Origin of the sequence: Marinoscillum furvescens DSM 4134 (assembly GCF_003386095.1) — a bacterium.
GTDB classification, from domain to species: Bacteria; Bacteroidota; Bacteroidia; order Cytophagales; family Cyclobacteriaceae; genus Marinoscillum; species Marinoscillum furvescens.
Map to the genome: position 1 here is coordinate 1 of NZ_QREG01000014.1, position 20,134 is coordinate 20,134.

The following is a 20,134-nucleotide window of genomic DNA, read 5'->3' on the forward strand; positions in this document are numbered from 1 at the left end:
TCGTAAAGAATCACCCAATAAACTCCTGTAGCTTCCATCGCAACAGTTTCAACCTTGTTGGTAATCAAATACTCAACAGCCTCTCTTAATCCAGATGTGAAGGTTTCAAATACACGAACCTCCCCATTTTTGATCGAGACAAAAATGTTCTTTGCGCCAATATCAATCCCTGCGCAGTTTTCCCTAATCTTTTTCATAAATTATACTGCTAAAGATGTAAAATGCTGCGCTGAAAGAAATTAACACTGTGACAGACTACCGACCGGGCATTCATGATATATGAAGCACCATAATTTGTGACTCCTTTCTTCCATCCAAGCTCAAGGACAGGCATACAAGCACTATTCCCTAGTACGGACATATTGCGCAGCTCTAGTATTAAACGTCATCTCATTTTGTGCGGTTTGCAAAACTGTTACTTCTCAAGGTGACACTCCTTTCGACCATGCCTACGTAAACTTCGGCAGGCAGGCGGGCTCAAGGTGACTCGACTCAATGCCTCCGGCGTGGCAAGCCCGCCTTCGGCGAGGTAAACTTGGCGGTTTTGTCATAGTGAGCGTGTCGAACTATAAGACAAAACCTTACGATAATTAGGAGTCGAGTCTTATCCTTCGACAGGCTCAGGATGACCCGACTCAAGATGCCCCCAGCTCCATGCCTCCGGCAGGCCCGCCTCCGGCGTGGCGAGCCCTCCTCCGGCGTGGCGAGCAGGCAGGATGACCTCAGCTCATAGTGGAGGTTCTGGAAGCCTCCAGGGTTTACTGGCGAGCAAATGAACCTCCATCACCACTCATTCACTACGGAATAATTCAAGTTCATCTTCATATAGTCTTATTTTCACTTTGAGTTAAGCGCTGTACCCTTATCTTTAAGTACAATTTTTTCTTTATTTATTACTATTTATTCCAGCTATGTACATTACTAAAGCCAAAACAATTGCATTTGTCCTGTTGCTTTCACTCTTTATCATGGGGTCTATGGGATCGTGTAAGTCCAGTAAAATGAACCCTACTTATACTGACCTCAATCATGCCAAGGCTCTGGATAAGAAGAAAGGCAAGCGACTCAAGAAGCTACAGAAGAATGTTTCTAAGGTGTATTCTTTTTAAGCTTTTGCTTGCATACGAAAAGCCCCGGAGATATGCTCTGGGGTTTGCCTTTCACCCGATCTTCTGATACTGCTGCCGGTAGGTCTGTGGCGACTGCTGCTTGTACCGACTAAACTGCCGGTAGAAAAACGACAGGTTGTTGAATCCAGACCGATAACCAACCTCCGATACTGACAGGTCGGTCTCTATCAGCATCTGGCTGGCCAGGGTGACTTTGTATTCGTTTACATATTGCATAAACGTCTTGTCAAAGGTTTTTTTGAAAAACCGACAAAAAGCCTCTTTGCTTAGCGAAAGCAGCTCTGCCACTTCATCGAGCCGTATCTGCTCCAGTATATTGTCTTTGATATAGTTGTTGATCAGGTTTACGCGCTGACTTTCCTTTCCCGAAAGGGCCTTTCCAAATCCCGGACCCGCCAGCAGTTCCGAATCAGCCTCTGCAGCCAATGTATGTAGTATCTTCAGCAGGGTGAGCAGCCGCTCAAAGGGAGGTTGTTGTGGGAGTTTTACAAAATCACCCTCCAGCCTGAGAGCCGTATTCCGATCAAAGGCAATACCCCGAGAAGAAGAGACCAGCAGCTGACGTATGGCGGCAAACTCAGGTTTTGGCAGCCAGTCTGCGAGCAGCGACTCATCCCATTGGATGATCACACATTTCACATCCTCAGACTTCACTTTTACGGTTTTCCACGAATGTGGCAGGTTACGCCCTACCAGCACCAGGTCTCCCCGATCAAACGGGTGCATGGAGTCGCCCACATAGCGTATGCCGGTGCTCTGCACCATGTAGGTGAGCTCGTACTGCGGGTGAAAATGCCAGGCAGCCTGAAACTGGCGGTCTTCAAATACTTTGACCCGAAAGGAGCAATCAGCGCTTGTGGTAACTTCCCGTAATTGTGCTTTCATAGCATGTAGGTTCTCTACCAAAAATGACATTTATTGGCTAATCGCTATTCATTTTTGACTCAGAAAGTCAAAATAGTATAGTAGAAGTACATAATGCTGTACTTTTTTGGCAGGTCATTCGGTCAACTTTGTGAAATACAAAAGCGAAAATTACCAACATGAATGATCTGGCCATACGGGATGTAAAACTCTACAAGGCATCCTCCGAACTCAAAAAACCAATAGCCGACGCTACACATACGCTCACTGAGATCTCCTTTGTGGTGATGCGCATACAGCTGGAAAATGGCATCATCGGCGAGTCTTACCTGCTATCTTTCCAATACTCACCCAACGCCATCATTGGCGCTCTTCAGGACATCATACCCGTAGTGAAAGGATATAAGACTAACGAAACGGGGCTGGTTTACCAAAAGCTCAACGACCTCCACGAGTACTTTGGCAACCAGGGCCTACTCCGCTGGGCCCAGGCGGCCATCAACATCGCCATGTGGGATGCATGGGGCAAAGCCAACAACCAGCCCATACACCAGCTACTCGGCACTACGCGCGAAAAGGTAAGCATCTATGGCAGTGGTGGCTGGATCTCCTACACCATAGACGAACTCATCGAAGAGGTGACCGACTATGCCAGCCGCGGGTTTAAAGCAGTAAAAATCAAAGTAGGCTCCCCCAAAGTAAGCACCGACCTGGAGCGCCTGCGCAAAGTGCGTGAGGCTGTGGGCGACAAGGTAGACATCATGATGGATGCCAATCAGGGCATGGACCTGCCTGCTGCTATCAAGCTAGCCAATGGAGCACGTGAGCTCAACATTCACTGGTTTGAAGAGCCGGTCAACCATCAAAATTTTCAGGCCTACGAAATCCTCAAAAATCAAACGGGTATCTCACTGGCCATGGGCGAGCGAGAGTTTGACACCCTTCCACTTCGCGAGCTGGTCACCCGCAATGCGCTGGATATCTGGCAGCCAGACATTCTCAGGATCGGTGGCGTAGAGGCCTGGCGTGAGAGTGCCGCACTTGCTGCTAGCTTTCACCTGCCCGTACTGCCTCATTACTATAAAGACTATGATGTACCACTACTCTGTACCATTCCCAATGGCGTGGGTGCTGAGTCCTTCGACTGGGTAGACCCACTCATAGACAACCCGATGGTTCTGAAAGATGGTTTTGCACAGCCACATGACCGCCCGGGGTGGGGATTTAGCTTTATCGACGATCAACTTACCGCAATCAACTAATATGGCACTATCAGTATATTCATTGGAAGGAAAACGCGCCCTCATCACCGGTGGTGGCACGGGTATAGGACTGGGTATAGCGCAAGCCATGGTAGAGGCTGGCGCCAAAGTGGTAATCACGGGACGCCGAGAGGCGGTGCTCCAGGAGGCTGTAGCCCAACTGGGCTCGCACGCTACCTACCGGGTAAATGACATCACCGACAAAAAGGCGATACCGGGACTCGTGGAAGACATAGAATCCAACGAAGGCCCCATTGATATCCTGGTCAACAATGCGGGCATCCACCACAAAGCTATGGCTCAGGACACCTCTGACGAGGACTTTGAGCGTGTACTGCAAACCAATGTAGTAAGCGTATTTGCACTGACCAGGGCATGTGCCAAATACATGCTCCAGCGCAAGCAGGGAGCTATACTGATGATTGGCTCCATGGCTGGTCTCTTTGGGGTAGACAAGGTGGTAGCCTATGGCACTTCCAAGACAGCCCTCACCGGCTTGGTCAACTCGCTGGTCACGGAGTACTCTACCAGCAACGTGCGGGTAAATGCCATCGCTCCCGGGTGGATCGAATCCAATATGTTTCTCAACGCCATCAACAAAGACGAAAAACGCAAGCAGCAAATCACCAACCGCATAGCTATGGACTGCTTCGGTCAGCCGAGCGATATTGGCAATGCGGCGGTGTTTCTAAGCTCGGAAGCTGCACGCTACATCACCGGAGTGGTACTACCTGTAGACGGAGGTGCCACCGTCAATTTTTAAACATCCAAACCCTGAATGATGAACCAAATGAAAGCTATACGACTAAAGGAACCCGGCCAGTGGGAAGCGATCACCAAAGACTTCCCTGCGCAGGAGCTCAAGGGAGATGACGTACTGGTAAAGGTACACCGCATGGGTGTTTGTGGCACCGACTTGCATGCCTACAAAGGCAATCAGCCGTTTTTTGAGTACCCGAGAATACTGGGCCATGAGCTGGCAGTAGAGGTATTGGCCATTGGCCCTGATGTAAGTACTCTACAGGTGGGTGACCGCTGTGCCGTGGAGCCTTATTACAACGAAACGGTAGGCCAGGCGGTAAGACGCGGCAAAACCAACTGTGGCGAAACGCTACGTGTGTTGGGTGTGCACGTAGACGGAGGCATGCAGGAGCAACTGGTGCTGCCTGCCCGATACCTCCATCCCTCCCCTGTGCTGAGCAATGATCAGCTCGCACTCATAGAGCCGCTGGCTATTGGCTGCCATGCTGTAGACCGGGCGCAGCTCACGCATGAAGACATTGTACTGGTCATAGGTGCCGGACCTATAGGACTGGCCACCATACAGTTTGCGCAGCTCTCCGGAGCACGTGTGATCGCCATGGATATAGATGCTGGCAAACTAGACAAAGCACAAAACATCACCCAGATTCAAGACACACTACTGGTTTCTGATCACATAGAAGAAGACCTCATGAGCCTGCTAAATGGTGATCTACCAACTGTGGTATTAGATGCCACGGGCAACCCAAAATCCATGCTCAACACTTTTAAATATTGCGCTGCAGGAGGAACGATCGTTTTTATCGGTCTATTTCAGGGTGATGTAGTCTTCAATGATCCCTATTTCCATAAAAAAGAGCTTACGCTAAAAGCAAGCCGGGCAGCACTGAGTAGTGATTTTGGTCGGATTGTGCGGCTGATAGAGGCTGGAAAAATCAAGCCTGAAGCATACATCACGCATCGCATGACCTTCGATCAGGTACCCACGGATTTTGAAAAACTCTATACCTACGGTGGAGCGCTGGTAAAAGCCGTCATCGAATACTAAACTGCAAAACCTGTTATGAACATTTCTATCATCGATTTATCCATCATCGCCCTGTATCTGGTAGGCATCACTATCATCGGTATTTGGGCGGGTGGTGGTTTCAAAAAGCAGACCTCCAACAACTACTTTCTGGCCGGCCGTTCGCTGGGCTGGGGCGTGGTAGGTGCGAGCCTTTTTGCTTCCAATATCTCCACTGTACATATCGTGGGCTTTGCTGAGTCTGGCTTTACCTCGGGGCTTTCCGATGGCATTTTCGAGTGGATGGCGATTCCCTGCCTGGTTTTTCTGGGGGTATTTATCGCACCTTTTTACTTTCGTAACAATGTGCAAACGATTCCGCAGTATTTCGAGCGGCGATTCGATGGTGCTTCGCGGACCTTTATGGTGATTTTTGCCATACTTACGGCACTGCTCATCCATATAGGCATCAGTCTTTATGCTGGTGCCACCATCATGAAAGAATTCTTCGGCCTGGACCAGTTGTGGGGCGTGCTACTGATCTCCTTTCTTACCGCATTATACACCATCGTGGGTGGCCTTAAAGCAGTAGCTGTTACCGAATCCATCCAGTCGGTGATGCTACTGGGTGGTAGTATTCTCATCACCCTTTTTGGTATTGCTATGCTACCCGAAGCGGGCATCACCAGTTTTGAGCTTTTCAGGAGTGAAATCAAACCTGGCAGCTTATCCATGCTGCGGTCTGACGCTACAGTAGCCCAAACGGGTGGTATCCCCTGGTATGCCGTGTTTTTAGGTTATCCTGTATTAGGTATTTGGTATTGGTTCACTGACCAAACCATCGTACAGCGGGCGTTGGGCTCGCGCTCTGAAAACGATGCGCGCATCGGACCTATGTTTACTGCCGTATTGAAGCTGGCTCCGGTATTTTTCATGCTACTCCCTGGCCTGCTGGCTTATGTGTTGTTTCGTGACGAGATCAATGCTGCAGGAACTGGTCAGACTTTTTCTATACTGGTAGCCAAACTCCTGCCGGTAGGTCTTGCAGGCCTGGTAATCGCCTCGCTATTGGCTGCACTCATGAGCTCGGTAGCCGCAGCGCTCAACAGCTCCTCCACGCTGGTTTCGATGGACATTGTCAAACGCATGAATCCCAGCATAGACGATGACAAACTGGTATGGATTGGCAAGGTCACCACCTTTTTGGTCATGGTCATTGCCATATTGTTTTCGTTGGTGGCTGGGGCCAAAGGTGGCTCCATCATCACCATCGTCAATTCTATAGGCTCTAGTATCGCTCCTTCCATTTCTGCGGTGTTTATCCTGGGTTATTTCTGGAAAAGAGGCACCAAAGAAGCCGCAAAAGTCACGTTTGGTGTAGGGCTCGTATTGGGCGTACTGATGTTTGTACTGGACTTTCCCAATGCTGCTGGCGTAAAACTCATCACCGACACCTGGGGGATTATCTTCATGATGCAGGCCTGGTGGGGATTTGTGTTTTGCTGTGCGGTTTTTGTGGTGGTAAGTTACCTCACGCCTGCCCCTACTGCAGAGCAGCAAGCCCTGTCCTTTACTGCAAAAGCCTATTTTGATAAAATCAAATCCATCGCAGACTACCGTATCATCGGTATCGGCGTAATGGTGCTGCTTATTGTCCTTTGGGCCGCCATCGAACTCATTGCTTAACTACCTAAACTTCTTTGCTATGAACCCTTTCAAGTCACTTTACTCCATCTTGCTGCTCACGTTCCTTTTTGGAGCTTGTGATCAGGCAGATCCGCTCAAAGCCCGCCGTTTTTCTTTTGTACTCCCAACAGACGCCAACCTGCTTTCCATTTTGGAAAATACTCCTGATGGCTTGGAGACGGAAGTATATAAAACTGACGAACATACCTTTTTGCTCGTAGATGCGCCTTCCGACTATGACCTGTCCAGGCTACGAAAGGCTTTTTCTGGCAATTCAGAAATTCAGGACCTGCTAAAATCTCCTCTTGAGCGTATTTACAAACTGGAGCAGCAAGCCAACTACAGTGCACAGAACGGGCAGTTGATTACACGTGAGCAACAGGACTCCAAGCGCTACGTACTCACGCTGGAAATAGTCAATGATCTGAACCTGCTCAAAATGTACAAACACGTGCACAGCATGGGGATGGCCTGGCCAGAGATAACCGAAAACATGAAAACTGTGGGCATCCGTGACATGGAAATCTACCTGGATGGCTATCGTGCCTTTCTGGTCATGGATACCAAGCCCGACTTTGAATGGGAAGATGAAGGAGAGCAATGGGGCACGCTACCTCGCGAAAAAGAGTGGCAGGAGTATGTGGCCAAGTTTCAGAAAGTAGACCCACAGAGCAAAGCTGCAGAAAAATGGGCTGCAATGAAACGCATCACCGCATACCAGGCAAGCTGGGAGAGTCTCAGCAACTACGAAATACCCCAATGGATGAAAGATTCGAAATTCGGAATTTTCATTCACTGGGGCCCCAACTCCGTACCGGAGATGCATACTGATTGGTACAGCCGCTGGATGTACCTGGACTCAGGCAGAGTGGATCACATGACAGGGGAAAAAACAAGCGATACCCCACACCCGGCCCATGTTTTTCACAAGGAAAACTTTGGCGACCCCAAGAAATTTGGCTTCAAAGACCTCATCCCCATGTGGACCATGGAAAAATTTGACCCAAAAGAATGGGTGAGCATTTTCAAGCAATCAGGAGCGCAGTATGTGGTACCTGTGGCCGAGCATCATGACGGTTTTGCGCTTTATGAGTCATCCATCACTCCGTACCATGCAGTAGCAATGGGCCCAAAGACAGATGTGCTGAAAGCACTCACCGATGAAATCAAAAAGCAAGGGCTGATCTGTGGAGTAAGTTCTCACCTGGCATTCAACTGGAATTTCTATACGCAAAAGCCACACTTTGACACGTGGGATCCACAATATGCTGATCTGTATGCCCCGCGCCATGAGCCGTACTCCCCGGCTAGCGAGGAATGGCTTGCAGAGACCTGGTGGCCACGTACCAAAGAAATTATAGACAACTATCAGCCAGACATCCTCTGGTTTGACTTCTACCTGGATCGACCGGAGTTTGCACCTTACCACAAAAAACTGGCGGCATATTACTACAACTCGGGACTAAAGCGCAACCAAACCGTGGTGCTTCAGACTAAAAACCTCAGATACCAGTCATACCGAGAAGGCACCCATATGCTCGATCTGGAGCGCAGCAAAATGGATTCACTTCGCAGTGAGTATTGGCAAACAGATACTTCTATAGGCAAAAACTCGTGGTTTTATACCAAAAACTGGATTCCCAAAGCACCAGGAGACCTCATTGCGGATTTGATGGACATTGTCAGCAAAAACGGCTGCCTCCTACTCAATATCGGACCAAGAAAAGACGGCATCATTCCGGATGACCAAAAGGAAACGCTTTTGGCTATAGGCGAATGGCTGAAAGTAAACGGCGAAGCTGTGTATGGCTCCAGCTACTGGCGTACCTTCGGCGAAGGCCCTACTGAAACAGCTACCGGCCACTTGTCTGAAGACAAAAACAGTGGGTTTACGCAAGAGGACATACGATTTACCAAAAACAATGGCTTTCTCTATGCCACAGTGCTAGCCCCTCCTACCAGAGATATTACGATTCGTTCGCTTAGCACTGACCAATTGAGCATTCAATCCATAGAGCTCTTAGGTTATGATGGTTCCATTACTTACCAGCAAAACGCCGATGGGCTTTCTATCAAACGTCCAAAAAGTACTCAACTTCAACATGCGTGGGTATTCAAAATCACCCCAAGCAAGTAATGAAGAATAATCACAAGGCCTTTCAATGTGTGAAAGACATAGGGTATCTCGCCAGCCTCTTTTTCGTGCTGGCTTGTACCTTGATGAGTTGTAACAACGGCTCACACCCTGACCTGCCCAATGTGGTTGTGATTGTAACCGATGATCAGGGATACGGAGATTTTTCAGCTCATGGCAATCCCTATCTGAGCACTCCAAACATGGATAAGCTGCATGATGAATCGGTACGATTTACAGACTTTCATGTAGACCCCACTTGTGCGCCCTCTCGTGCAGCACTGCTGACCGGAAAATACGCACACCGTGCAGGTGTGTGGCACACGGTGAGCGGCGGCAATCACCTGAGAGCTTCAGAAGTAACCATGGCGGAGGTATTTCAGCAAAACGGCTACCGCACCGCACTATTTGGCAAGTGGCACCTGGGCTCCAACCATCCCTACCGTCCGATGGACCGGGGATTTGATGAGTGGCTGGGACAGGGAGATGGTGGCACCGGCACCACTGACGACTGGTTTTTCAACGACCGGGTGGATGACCACTACTGGCACAATGGTGAAAGAAAGCAAAGAGATGGATTTGCGCCAGATGTATTCTATGATGCAGCTATAGACTATATCTCTAGGGACGATGACAAGCCCTTTTTCATTTATCTCCCGACCTACCTTCCGCACGACCCACACACATTGCCCGACACTGCGCTGGCAGCGCACTTTGGCCCTGACGTTCCGAAATACGTCTCGTTTTTCTATGCCGGTATCCAACGAATAGACTCCAACATCGGGCGTTTGCGCCAAGCACTGGAAGCAACTGGTCAGGCAGTAAACACCATCATACTATTTCTCACCGACAATGGAGGGACCGCCGGCGTTCGGCTTTTTAATGCTGGAATGCGTGGGTACAAGGGACAAGTGTATGAAGGCGGCCACCGGGTACCACTATTCGTTCACTGGCCTGCCGGCAACCTCCAGCATGGCAGTGATGTCAGCCAACTCACGGCACATATCGATGTATTGCCTAGCCTGATAGAGCTCTGTAAGCTAGAAAGCTCCCCTTTGGATTTTGACGGACGCAGTTTTGTACCACAGCTGTTCCAACCCAATAAAAGACTAGAAACTCGAACCCTTTTTGTGGAAACACAGCGAACCTTAAAGCCCAAAAAGTGGGAACAAACCGCCGGTATGATGGGGCACTGGCGCCTGATTGACAACCAGGAGCTTTATCACCTAAAAAATGATCCCAGCCAACAGCACAATGTACTGCAGCAGCATCCCGAAATAGCTTCCAAAATTCGAAAAGAACATGACCGCTACTGGAAACGGGTCACTCCCAATGACCGGGAAGTACCCACCTTCTCCGTAGGTCATCACTCGGACCCTGAAACCTTCTTAACTCCCTCTGACTGGCATCTACCAAAAATTCCGTGGAATCATGCTCAGGTAGCAGCAGGTGCTTCGCTAGCTGGCTCATGGATGATCAATGTGATCCAGGAAGGAACTTACCGAATAAAGGCCAGTCGCTGGCCGCTGGAAACAAATGCTCCGCTGCAGGGAGTCCCGAATTTTGATGACAAGAAAGCCGACGCATGGCTTGCATCGGGAGCTGTGAACCGGCTGATCTATGGCAATGAGATGAAAGCGCTACCTATAGAAGCTATCACTTTTGAGGTGGGTAGCCACAAGGTCACTACAGAAATAGGTCCTGAAGACACACACATCTCCTTGGATTTAAAGCTGAGCAAAGGACCAACTTCCATTCGGGGCTTGATGCTGGATGACCAGGGGCAAACGATTGCGGGAGCTTATTACGTCTATTTATCTAAACTTTAACACAGGATATGGCCATATCTCTTGACAGCACACAAGCAATTAACGCAAACCAAAGTTGAATATGAATGAATATTACTCCCCTATTTTTTTGAAAGCCATGACCTGTGCGGTTGTACTTTTCACATCCCTAATCGTATGGGCTCAGGAACAGCAAGTGGACCCTAAGCTAACCGAAGACTGGAGTCGCCAACCAGAAGTAGTTACCCCCGGCGAAAATGGATCGGCTCCCTCTGATGCTGTGGTCCTCTTCGATGGTAGCGATTTAAGCCAATGGGCAAAAAACTCAGGAGAACCTGCCGGATGGAAAATTGTAGGCGATGCTATGGAAGTAGTTCCCGGTACTGGTGCCATCATGAGCAAGCAGTCTTTCGGCGATTGCCAATTGCACATAGAGTGGATGACACCCATGGAGGATGTAGCTAAAGGGCTGAAAGGGCAAAAGAATGGCAATAGCGGTATCTTTCTGATGAGAAGGTACGAAATACAGGTGCTCAATTCATTTGAAAATGAAACCTACTACAATGGCATGGCCGGAAGCATCTACAAACAGCACATTCCCCTGGTAAATTCCACCAGGCAGCCGGGCAAATGGCAGACCTACGACATCTTTTTTACAGCTCCAAAATTCAATAGTGATAAAACGCTGAAGGAGCCAGGGTATGTGACGGTTGTTCTGAATGGCGTGCTTATTCAAAACCATGTAGAGCTTAAAGGCCCCACTGTATTCAGAGGTACCCCCTCTTATTCCTATCATGAAGAAAAAGCTCCTTTGCTTTTGCAGGATCACAGCAACAAGGTACGATATCGCAATATTTGGATTAGAGAACTGTAGCATTTGATAACGTGAATCTATCAATGCGCAATTGCCATGACACTCGAAACTACATTGATATGAACAAACAGCTCCTACTGTGTTTGCTACATGTATTGGTGCTTTCTGGATGCCAGCACAAAACACCCGATACCTCCAGAATAAGCCAGCAAATAAATGCCTATGAACCCGATTGGTCTTCGCTACGAAAGCATCAATCACCTGAATGGCTGGACGGGATGAAATTCGGCATGTATTTTCATTGGGGTCCGGCTACAGTTATAGGTGCCGACCAGTCCATGACGCGCCTCGAAGCTATTGAGCAATGGAAGGCAGAGGAGTTTAGCGCGGAAGCATGGGTAGATCTGATACAGGCTTCAGGAGCGCAGTTTGGTGGACCTGTGGCATGGCATGGCTGTGGCTTGCTCAACTGGGACAGTGACATTACCGAATGGAATTCTACTGAAAAAGGTCCGAAAAAAGATATTTACGGTAGTCTGGCCACAGAGCTCAGAAAGCGAAACATGCCAGTGATCTCCTCTTTTCATACTGGTCGTTTTTACGATCGAATGTGGGGGAAAATATCTAAAAGCAACACCACCTACCTGAGCCCGACAGAAGACCATTCTACTTATGCCACCAGAAACGGTGGCCGCATGAGCAACGTGATCTTTGATGCGTGGTATGCTAGAATTACGGAAGCCATTACCAAATACCAACCCGACATGATCTGGTTTGACACGGGGTTTGGCGGCACAGTAGGGCCTGAGCTTAGAAAACAGCTTTACAAGGGGCGATTGCTACAAGATTCTCTGGTGCGCATAGGTGGCTTGTCAGAAGAATACCAACAGCGGCTTATCAGCTTTTATTTCAATAAAGGCATCGAATGGAACAAAGAAGTAGAGGTCTTTTACAAGTCTCACGACATCCCGCCAGGAATAGGCATGCGTGATATCGAAAATGGCAACCTTGTGGGCTTGCAATATGACCCATGGATCGCAGATATAGACATGAGTCATCACTATGACTGGTCTCCTACGTGGTTTTACAACCCCAAAAATCCCATAAAAGACGCCAACATGCTGGTGGACATGCTAGTAGATATGACCAGCAAAAACGGACGCATGCTGCTCAACGTACCGCCGCTGGCTGATGGTAGCTTTCATGAAGATGTCACCAAAGAACTCTACGCTATGGGTGATTGGCTTGAGCTGAATGGTGAAGCCATTTACGGCACCATTCCGTGGACATTCTATGGAGAAGGCCCTACTGAAGTCACCCTCCCCGGGCATCACGGTCAGGGAAAAAATCGGGGGCAAAACATCCCCCGGTATACTTCGAAAGACATTCGGTTTACCCAGAAAGGGAAAATACTCTATGCCATCTTACTCGAATGGCCTGGCCAGCAAGCGCACATCAAAACGCTGGGTACAGAAGGAAAACTCCATCCCAACACGATCCGAAACGTGAGGCTCCTGGGCAGCGAAGCACCAATCAGCTGGGAACATACACCCGGAGCTCTTGTGGTGAACTTACCTGCTCAAAAGCCATGTGATTTTGCACAAGTGATACGCATCGAACGCAATTAAACACAGCCAGAATGATTTGAAATTCAAAGCTCAACGTGGGCCACATGAAAACTATCCAGACCGAAACGAATCAGCGCATTTACCTTAAGTTGTTTATAAATGCACAAGCCTTTAAAGCCTGCCAGTTAGGCCATATCTACCTATTATTGATGCGCTAATTAACTATGCGACAATTCACCTACCCAGCCTTACTCATTTACTGCATTTTCATATGCCTTATGGTCGTTTCGTGCCAGCAAGGCAATAAAAAGGAAGGAAGCGGTGAGGAACTAGCCAAACAGTACTGTGCCAGCTGCCACCTACTGCCCCAACCCGGAGAACTAAACAAAAAAGTGTGGGGTGAAACCGTCTTGCCTCGCATGGGATATCTGTTGGGGTTCAAAGAATGGCCCAGAGAGGTACTGAATGCCTTTGATGACTACCCTGAAGGCAAAATAGCACAACGATCTTCTCCGTATTTCATTGAAAATGAACCTCCATTGAGCAAGGAAGCGTTTGACAAAATAGTAGCTTACTACCTTGAAAACGCCCCTGAAGAGCTGGATTTCGAAAACCCCTTTGAAGACCTACCAGTAAACACATTTCTTAAACCTCGGGAAGTGTCACTGGGGCTCGACCACCCATCTACCACCATGTCCTCCTTTTTGGCACCCGGCAAACTCATGGCCGCAGACTATTTAAGTGGCCGTTTGCTTCAGCTGGATAAAGATTTTAACATCAAAATAAGTGAACCACTGGAAAAGGCTGTATTGCAGTTTCAGGAAGACGATGATGCCTTTTGGGCGACAGTATTTGGAGACCAGATGGAAGGAACCGACGCACCTTCCGGCTCTCTGATCAGGTATCCGAAAAACCGGCAATCACCAAAGACGCCAATTACCGATCTACAACGACCAAGTGATGTGCAAATCACAGATCTAAATGGAGACAACCTTAAGGATTTCGTCATCTGCGAATTTGGAAAGTATACAGGAGCATTGGCATGGTGGAAAAACACGGGGACATCTTACGAAAAAAAGGTCTTGTTGAATCTGCCAGGTGCTATCAACACGCAAATTTTGGATTGGGATGGGGATGGTGATCAAGACATTGTTGCACTGTTTGGTCAGGCCAAAGAAGCCATCTACCTGTTCATCAACGAGGGCAATGAAAACTTTAGCACCAAAACACTGATGGAGTTCCCGGCTACCTACGGGTCTACGAATTTGCTCGTCACTGATTTTAACGCTGATGGCCTCCACGATATGATCTACAGTCACGGCGACAATGGCGACTATGTACCCCTTCATAAGCCTTATCATGGCATCCGCATTTATCTGGGACAAGGAAATGACACCTTTGAAGAAGCGCAATTCATCCCACTTCCTGGCATTTACAAAACCATCTTTCTAGATCTGGACGCGGATGGTGATAGGGACTTTTTGACCATCTCATTTTTTCCATCAGAAGATCAGCCCTCCTTTGTTTTTCTGGAAAATGATGGCCAAAACCACTTCTCCCCTTCAAGAATAAGTAATGAGTTCGCATCGAGATGGATGACCATGGACGCTATGGACTATGACGAAGATGGCGATGTAGATGTGGTGCTTGGGGGTTTTCATTGGAAAGAGGATAACTATGCTAGCAAGCTAGGCTTATTGTATCTAGAAAATCAGTTGAAATAGCTGCATACTATTTAGTGCTAACGATCACCCCCTGCAATTAACCATCGCCTAACGATATCCCCCCTGTTTTTCCAACAATTTCCACAGCCCCTAGGGGTTCTGCTCATCGTAATTTTAAACCTGTATCCAATTTTATGATGACAAGCCGCCTGGTAACTGTTCCAGATATGTTGAAGACCCTATGCTTTTGGATTGTTTTTGCCAGCTGTAAGTTCATAGCTACTGCGCAGCATCCCGTTTATCAAAATCATCGAATAGCCATTAGCGCTGACGGAAACAATCAGGCGGATGAGCACTCAGAGGCCCGATGGCCCCGTGCTGACCCTGACGACTGGGGTGGTACCCCTGCTGCCCTGGCCATCCTGGCAAAAGCCAACCTCCAAAACCAGGTAGTACACTATTCCTACAACAATTTTATAGCCGCACCTCCTCACACGGACGAGCGCAACTTTATGGCGGAAGCTGCCAACTATGCCATAGAGCACCTGGGGTTTGACGAATCCGTATTCTTTGATGTATCAGCAGCACCGGCTAAAGCCATAGACCACCTGGCAGAGGTCCTACAGCAATCTACCGCCAGCGATCCGCTCTTTTTTATACACATGGGGCCATCGGAGTTTTTCTATCAGGCTGTGGCCAAAGTAGTTTCTGCAGGAAAACAGGATGCGCTAGCCCATGTATATGTAATCTCTCATAGTGGATACAACGACAACCACCTGCGACGCACGGCACACCACACCATGGCAGAAGCCATAGCCTTGAGTGATGGACGCATCAACTACCAAAAAATCAAAGACCAAAATGCATGTAAGGAACCTGAAAAGCTCTGGTGTTCTGGCACAGACTTCACACCTTTTTATTGGATGCGCGATCATAGCGATCCCGCCCTTCGGTGGGTTTATTCACGCTTACAGTTTCACCCTGGAGGGAAAGGTGCAGATATATCAGATGCAGGCATGGTCTACTACCTCCTCACTGGCGACGAATATGGCAACCTGTCTAAACTGAAAGATTACATGGGTGATGGAATCATGAGCAAATAACCCCACCACTCACTGAACCAAACGATTATATGCGGCCCAATAGCCGTGGATTAAACATACAAGATTCTAAATGAGAAAACTTCAGCTTTTATTATTTATCCTAATTGTTTCGAGCATAGCTCCAAAAACAGTATTTGCCCAGGAAGACTACTGGCAAAATCAGCACATTTTTGGCATCAACAAATTACCTGCGAGGGCTACCTCCTATTCCTTTACCAGCAGTGAAAGCGCATTGAAAGAATCCAGAGAAGCATCTCGAATGCGCTCACTCAATGGCGACTGGTATTTTCACTTTGCTGAGAAACCTTCGGAAAAACCTGAAGACTTCCATCAACCAGACTTCAATTTTAAATCCTGGAAAACCATAGAAGTACCCTCTAGCTGGGAAATGAAAGGCTATGGCACGCCCATCTATACCAACTCCACCTATCCGTTTTCCCCGAATCCACCTTACATCGATCGTGACAATCCTGTAGGCTCGTATGTACGAGAATTTGAGGTGCCGGCAGCTTGGAGCGATCAGGAGATTATCCTCCATTTCGGAGGCGTAAGCTCTGCCATGTACGTGTGGGTCAATGGTGAGTTTGTAGGCTACAGCCAGGACAGCCGCTTACCTGCAGAGTTTAACATCACCAGTCATGTAAGCCCTGGAAAAAACACTGTGGCAGTGCAGGTCTTTCGCTGGAGTGATGGCAGCTATCTGGAAGATCAGGACCACTGGCGCATGAGTGGTATTCATCGCGAAGTGATGCTTTTGGCTCAGCCTAAGGTGGCGATCAATGACTTTTTTGTGCGCACCAAGCTATCGGAGCCTTATACCGATGCACTGCTGATGATCCGACCTGAAATCAGCATAGCTGAAGACCTCAACGCTCAAGACTACACCGTAGCAGCACAGCTTTATGATGCGAACGACGAACCTGTACTTGCCAAGCAGCTAAGCCTGGGTGTCAACAAAATCACTAACGAATATTACCCCCAGCGCGAGAATGTCTACTTCGGACTACTGGAGACGGAGCTCAAAAACATTACTACCTGGAATGATGAAAACCCCTACCTCTACACTCTTGTACTTACCCTTACTGACAAAGATGGCAATACCGTGGAGGCAAGAAGTACACGTGTTGGTTTCAGGGATGTACGGTTTGCAGACTCTGGCGCCATGCTCATCAATGGAGTACCCGTGAAAATTAAAGGTGTGAACCGTCATGACCACAGCCACACTGGAGGCAAAACCATGACCCGTGAGGAGATGAAAAAAGACATCTTTTTGCTCAAGCAACACAACTTCAACTCCATCCGAACTTCTCACTACCCCAATGATCCTTACATCTACGACCTGTGCGATCAATACGGGCTCTATGTGATGGATGAGGCCAACATAGAGTCTCATGGGGTACGCGGAGAACTCGCCAATGATCCTACGTGGAATGCGAGTATGATGGATCGCGTGATTCGCATGGTAGAACGAGACAAAAACCACACCTCTATCATTTCCTGGTCTTTCGGAAACGAATCTGGCTGTGGACCCAACTTCGCAGCTATGTCGGGTTATGTAAAGGACTTTGATCCGTCTAGATTTATCCATTATGAAGGAGCTCAGGGGGACCCAAATCACCCTCTATATGTGAAAACAGGCTCCAAAGAACATCGAGAGGTATTTCGAAAATCTTATGCCAACCCTACTGATCCACCATATGTAGATGTGCTAAGCCGAATGTACCCATCACTAGAACAACTAGAAGCCATGGCTACTAGCCCTCACATCTCCCGCCCCATACTCATGTGTGAGTATGCACATGCTATGGGCAACTCTCTGGGCAACCTACAGGAGTATTGGGACCTGGTCTATAAGTATGACAACCTGATTGGGGGCTATATCTGGGACATGATCGACCAGGGCATAGAGCGCACCGCTCCCAATGGCAAAAAATACTACGCCTACGGTGGCGACTATGGTGACAAACCCAACGATGGAAACTTTAGCATCAATGGTGTTTTTGCCTCCGACAAGTCACTAAAGCCTCAGTCTTTTGAAAGCAAGTATGTCTTCCAGCCCGTGGCGTTTGAAGCGGTAGACCTGGAGCGCGGTACCATTGCCATTCGCAATCGCTTTGGCTTTACCAACCTCTCTCAATACCGCATCACCTGGGAGCTCGTAGCCAGTGGCAAAACGGTAAAGTCTGGAGAAATTAATGAGCTCAACATCGCGCCTGGAGATAAAAAAGAAGTAGCACTCGGCTACAAAAATGTGAAAATGGATGCTGACAAAGACTACTGGGTGCAGCTCAAAATGTACAGCACGAAGACCGAAGACTGGGCAGCATCAGGGTATTTGCTTGCTGAGGAGCAGCTTATGATCCAAAATGCTGACAATACCCTAAAACAGCCAAAGGCTAAACTTCCTGAGTTGACGAATGCTGGTTCGAGCATTCAGATCAGTGGTGCTGATTTCACAGCAACATTTGACAAGGAAACTGGAGCGCTCACCAGCCTTAATTTTGACAACCAAGAAGTAATCACGCGTCCGCTACTGCCCAATCTATGGCGAGTGCCCACAGACAATGACAGCCTGGGCTGGCACACCCAAAAGGAGCTAAAAATCTGGAAAGAAGCAGCCAATAGTATGCAGCTAAAGGATATCACCACCACTACAGCTGGCAATGCCCAGGTAGTGAGCGTGCAGCGAAACGTACCTAATGCTGCCAGCATCACCGAAAAGTACACCGTATATGGAGATGGCACTATTGATGTGGATTTTGCAATAGAAGTAGCTGAAAGTGCGCCCGAACTGGTACGTGTAGGTATGCAAACCGGCATCAATCGAAAGTATAAAGACATCAAGTACTATGGAAACGGACCACATGAAAACTACATCGACCGTCAGCGCTCAGCATTTAAAGGCATCTATGCTATGCCAACAGATGAGCTCACATCATCTTATGTGAGACCACAAGAAGTAGGAAACAGAACGGGCACTGAGTGGCTTTCGCTTACTGGCCCTAAAGCACCTACGCTCAACATAGCTACCGAACGGGAATTGGCGTTTGCCGTATGGCCTTTCACACAAGAAAACCTACAGCAAGCAGACTTCACCTGGCAACTAACAGATGCTGATGACTACACACTAAATATTGACCTGGTGCAAGCCGGAGTGGGAGGAAATGACTCCTGGAGTATCAAAGCACGCCCCATTGATGCCTATCGATTGCTGGACAAAAGCTACAGCTATTCATTCCGAATAAGTTTCGAATAACATTTTTGGTTGTCTAAATAAGTAACCCCATTGGAGTCTTCCTTTGGGGTTTCTTTTTTCTGGGTTGTCCGTTACCCTTCAAAGCGTGGTTATTCCTTTAGCCGCAAATTCAACGTAATATTTTCGGCACGGTAGCAGTCACAGTCTTCATTTTCTTTTAGGTCCATAAACCTTCCATCGATCACCTTTACAGTTCGGCCATTTTTCTGATAAGTAGCCACTCCTGTATAATAGGTGTCTGGGATAAATTCTTTATAACGTACTTTTTCGCGAGCCACTACATCTTGTTCGAGCGTATCTCTATCATCCAGATACCCCTCCATGATGAGTACATCTACTGTGGTGTTTTGCTCGTTGATGGTGAGCTTGAGCTTAATGTCACCAAACTCCCGGTCAGTACACAGGCAGTCACAACCTGCGATCAATACTCCAACGGTCCATATGGAAAGTAATTTTTTCATTCAGATTCTGCGAAGCCTGACAAAGCAATAAATACACGATGTGGAGCCACGTCATCACTTTTGATGTCCTGATAGCCATACCCCATTTTCATCAACCCTGCACGCGAGATTTTCAAAAACAATCCCGCCCGCGGCCACAGTACCCAGCCCTTTTGCTGATGCTCAAAAACCCCACCTCTATTGCCCCAGGTGTACCCCATATTTGCCTGCACAAAAAGGCCTTTATTTCCTTCACCAAATCCTCGTAAGTATTCGCCACCTACACCTACTGTAAATCGTTCTTCGCGAAACTGATAATAGAGGTTGTTGCCTTGAGATTCCGTGTAAACCCTGCGGTATGGTCGTGCCGCAAAAAACCCAAAAGCCGTGAATGAACGACCTGGCGTCATGATGCCCAGCTCCGTACCCAGGCCATAATCGTCCAAGGTGGTGGTTCCAAAAAGAGACGCGTACAGCGCCAGTCTCCCTGGCTCAAAGATGGTTTCCTGAGCAGAAACACAGCAATAATTACTAAAAAGAAAAAGGACGATCAATAGTATTCGAACCATAGCTGTATTGAATTTACGAGTTCTATCAATCACAATCAATACTCAGGTTCAAAAAAAAGAACCCCACAGCTTTGGATCACTGAGGGGTT

At 48.1% G+C, this 20,134-nt stretch carries 15 protein-coding genes and 1 pseudogene; 12 read left to right on the plus strand and 4 right to left on the minus strand.

Features of this window, described 5'->3' with window-relative positions:
- Positions 1-197: pseudogene (locus tag C7460_RS14465) on the minus strand (IS110 family transposase); the annotation flags it as partial.
- A 714-nt stretch (positions 198-911) separates the two neighbouring features.
- Between C7460_RS14465 and C7460_RS14470 the strand changes: the two are divergent.
- Entirely contained in the window at positions 912-1,109 is a 198-nt protein-coding gene (locus C7460_RS14470) for a hypothetical protein (protein ID WP_115868837.1), read from the plus strand.
- 51 nt (positions 1,110-1,160) lie between these two features.
- Here the strand turns inward: C7460_RS14470 and C7460_RS14475 are convergent, their stop codons facing one another.
- Positions 1,161-2,015, minus strand: coding sequence for an AraC family transcriptional regulator (locus tag C7460_RS14475; protein WP_115868965.1), 855 nt, complete (start codon positions 2,013-2,015; stop codon positions 1,161-1,163).
- Between the two features lie 158 nt (positions 2,016-2,173).
- On the opposite strand from C7460_RS14475, the gene C7460_RS14480 reads away from it, so the two are divergent.
- From C7460_RS14480 to C7460_RS14530, 11 genes are all read left to right on the plus strand, one after another.
- Positions 2,174-3,256, plus strand: a complete 1,083-nt coding sequence (locus C7460_RS14480; protein WP_115868838.1) for a mandelate racemase/muconate lactonizing enzyme family protein — start codon at positions 2,174-2,176, stop codon at positions 3,254-3,256.
- 1 nt (position 3,257) lies between these two features.
- Positions 3,258-4,019 (plus strand): SDR family NAD(P)-dependent oxidoreductase, encoded by a 762-nt coding sequence (locus C7460_RS14485; protein ID WP_115868839.1) that lies wholly within the window; start codon positions 3,258-3,260, stop codon positions 4,017-4,019.
- 27 nt (positions 4,020-4,046) lie between these two features.
- Positions 4,047-5,066 (plus strand): zinc-binding alcohol dehydrogenase family protein, encoded by a 1,020-nt coding sequence (locus C7460_RS14490; RefSeq protein ID WP_115868966.1) that lies wholly within the window; start codon positions 4,047-4,049, stop codon positions 5,064-5,066.
- A gap of 15 nt (positions 5,067-5,081) precedes the next feature.
- Positions 5,082-6,710, plus strand: a complete 1,629-nt coding sequence (locus C7460_RS14495) for a sodium:solute symporter family transporter (protein WP_115868840.1) — start codon at positions 5,082-5,084, stop codon at positions 6,708-6,710.
- Between the two features lie 19 nt (positions 6,711-6,729).
- Positions 6,730-8,847 (plus strand): alpha-L-fucosidase, encoded by a 2,118-nt coding sequence (locus tag C7460_RS14500; protein WP_115868841.1) that lies wholly within the window; start codon positions 6,730-6,732, stop codon positions 8,845-8,847.
- The gene (locus tag C7460_RS14505; protein ID WP_245986374.1) at positions 8,847-10,673 is read left to right on the plus strand and encodes an arylsulfatase; all 1,827 of its coding nucleotides are present in this window, start codon (positions 8,847-8,849) and stop codon (positions 10,671-10,673) included. The genes C7460_RS14500 and C7460_RS14505 overlap by 1 nt, the downstream gene beginning before the upstream one ends.
- 61 nt (positions 10,674-10,734) lie before the next feature.
- On the plus strand, positions 10,735-11,505 hold the full coding sequence (locus C7460_RS14510; RefSeq protein ID WP_245986377.1) for a 3-keto-disaccharide hydrolase: 771 nt from the start codon (positions 10,735-10,737) through the stop codon (positions 11,503-11,505).
- Positions 11,506-11,564: 59 nt separating this feature from the next.
- Entirely contained in the window at positions 11,565-13,073 is a 1,509-nt protein-coding gene (locus C7460_RS14515; RefSeq protein ID WP_170148025.1) for an alpha-L-fucosidase, read from the plus strand.
- A gap of 164 nt (positions 13,074-13,237) precedes the next feature.
- The gene (locus tag C7460_RS14520; protein ID WP_115868843.1) at positions 13,238-14,737 is read left to right on the plus strand and encodes an FG-GAP repeat domain-containing protein; all 1,500 of its coding nucleotides are present in this window, start codon (positions 13,238-13,240) and stop codon (positions 14,735-14,737) included.
- 134 nt (positions 14,738-14,871) lie between these two features.
- Complete coding sequence (locus tag C7460_RS14525) at positions 14,872-15,780, plus strand: hypothetical protein (RefSeq protein ID WP_147302966.1); 909 nt, start codon at positions 14,872-14,874, stop codon at positions 15,778-15,780.
- A 70-nt stretch (positions 15,781-15,850) separates the two neighbouring features.
- The gene (locus tag C7460_RS14530; protein WP_115868845.1) at positions 15,851-19,036 is read left to right on the plus strand and encodes a glycoside hydrolase family 2 TIM barrel-domain containing protein; all 3,186 of its coding nucleotides are present in this window, start codon (positions 15,851-15,853) and stop codon (positions 19,034-19,036) included.
- A gap of 89 nt (positions 19,037-19,125) precedes the next feature.
- Here C7460_RS14530 and C7460_RS14535 read toward each other — a convergent pair whose 3' ends face one another.
- Positions 19,126-19,497, minus strand: coding sequence for a hypothetical protein (locus C7460_RS14535; protein WP_115868846.1), 372 nt, complete (start codon positions 19,495-19,497; stop codon positions 19,126-19,128).
- On the minus strand, positions 19,494-20,045 hold the full coding sequence (locus C7460_RS14540; protein WP_115868847.1) for a hypothetical protein: 552 nt from the start codon (positions 20,043-20,045) through the stop codon (positions 19,494-19,496). The genes C7460_RS14535 and C7460_RS14540 overlap by 4 nt, the downstream gene beginning before the upstream one ends.
- Positions 20,046-20,134: the final 89 nt, after the last annotated feature.

Excerpts from the sequence above, each read along its gene's own strand:
- C7460_RS14485 (WP_115868839.1), top strand. The coding sequence starts at position 3,258 with ATGGCACTATCAGTATATTCATTGGAAGGAAAACGCGCCCTCATCACC.
- C7460_RS14520 (WP_115868843.1), top strand. The coding sequence starts at position 13,238 with ATGCGACAATTCACCTACCCAGCCTTACTCATTTACTGCATTTTCATA.
- C7460_RS14535 (WP_115868846.1), bottom strand. The coding sequence starts at position 19,497 with ATGAAAAAATTACTTTCCATATGGACCGTTGGAGTATTGATCGCAGGT.
- C7460_RS14530 (WP_115868845.1), top strand. The coding sequence starts at position 15,851 with ATGAGAAAACTTCAGCTTTTATTATTTATCCTAATTGTTTCGAGCATA.
- C7460_RS14475 (WP_115868965.1), bottom strand. The coding sequence starts at position 2,015 with ATGAAAGCACAATTACGGGAAGTTACCACAAGCGCTGATTGCTCCTTT.
- C7460_RS14470 (WP_115868837.1), top strand. The coding sequence starts at position 912 with ATGTACATTACTAAAGCCAAAACAATTGCATTTGTCCTGTTGCTTTCA.
- C7460_RS14505 (WP_245986374.1), top strand. The coding sequence starts at position 8,847 with ATGAAGAATAATCACAAGGCCTTTCAATGTGTGAAAGACATAGGGTAT.
- C7460_RS14495 (WP_115868840.1), top strand. The coding sequence starts at position 5,082 with ATGAACATTTCTATCATCGATTTATCCATCATCGCCCTGTATCTGGTA.
- C7460_RS14480 (WP_115868838.1), top strand. The coding sequence starts at position 2,174 with ATGAATGATCTGGCCATACGGGATGTAAAACTCTACAAGGCATCCTCC.
- C7460_RS14510 (WP_245986377.1), top strand. The coding sequence starts at position 10,735 with ATGAATGAATATTACTCCCCTATTTTTTTGAAAGCCATGACCTGTGCG.
- C7460_RS14540 (WP_115868847.1), bottom strand. The coding sequence starts at position 20,045 with ATGGTTCGAATACTATTGATCGTCCTTTTTCTTTTTAGTAATTATTGC.
- C7460_RS14490 (WP_115868966.1), top strand. The coding sequence starts at position 4,047 with ATGAAAGCTATACGACTAAAGGAACCCGGCCAGTGGGAAGCGATCACC.
- C7460_RS14515 (WP_170148025.1), top strand. The coding sequence starts at position 11,565 with ATGAACAAACAGCTCCTACTGTGTTTGCTACATGTATTGGTGCTTTCT.
- C7460_RS14500 (WP_115868841.1), top strand. The coding sequence starts at position 6,730 with ATGAACCCTTTCAAGTCACTTTACTCCATCTTGCTGCTCACGTTCCTT.
- C7460_RS14525 (WP_147302966.1), top strand. The coding sequence starts at position 14,872 with ATGATGACAAGCCGCCTGGTAACTGTTCCAGATATGTTGAAGACCCTA.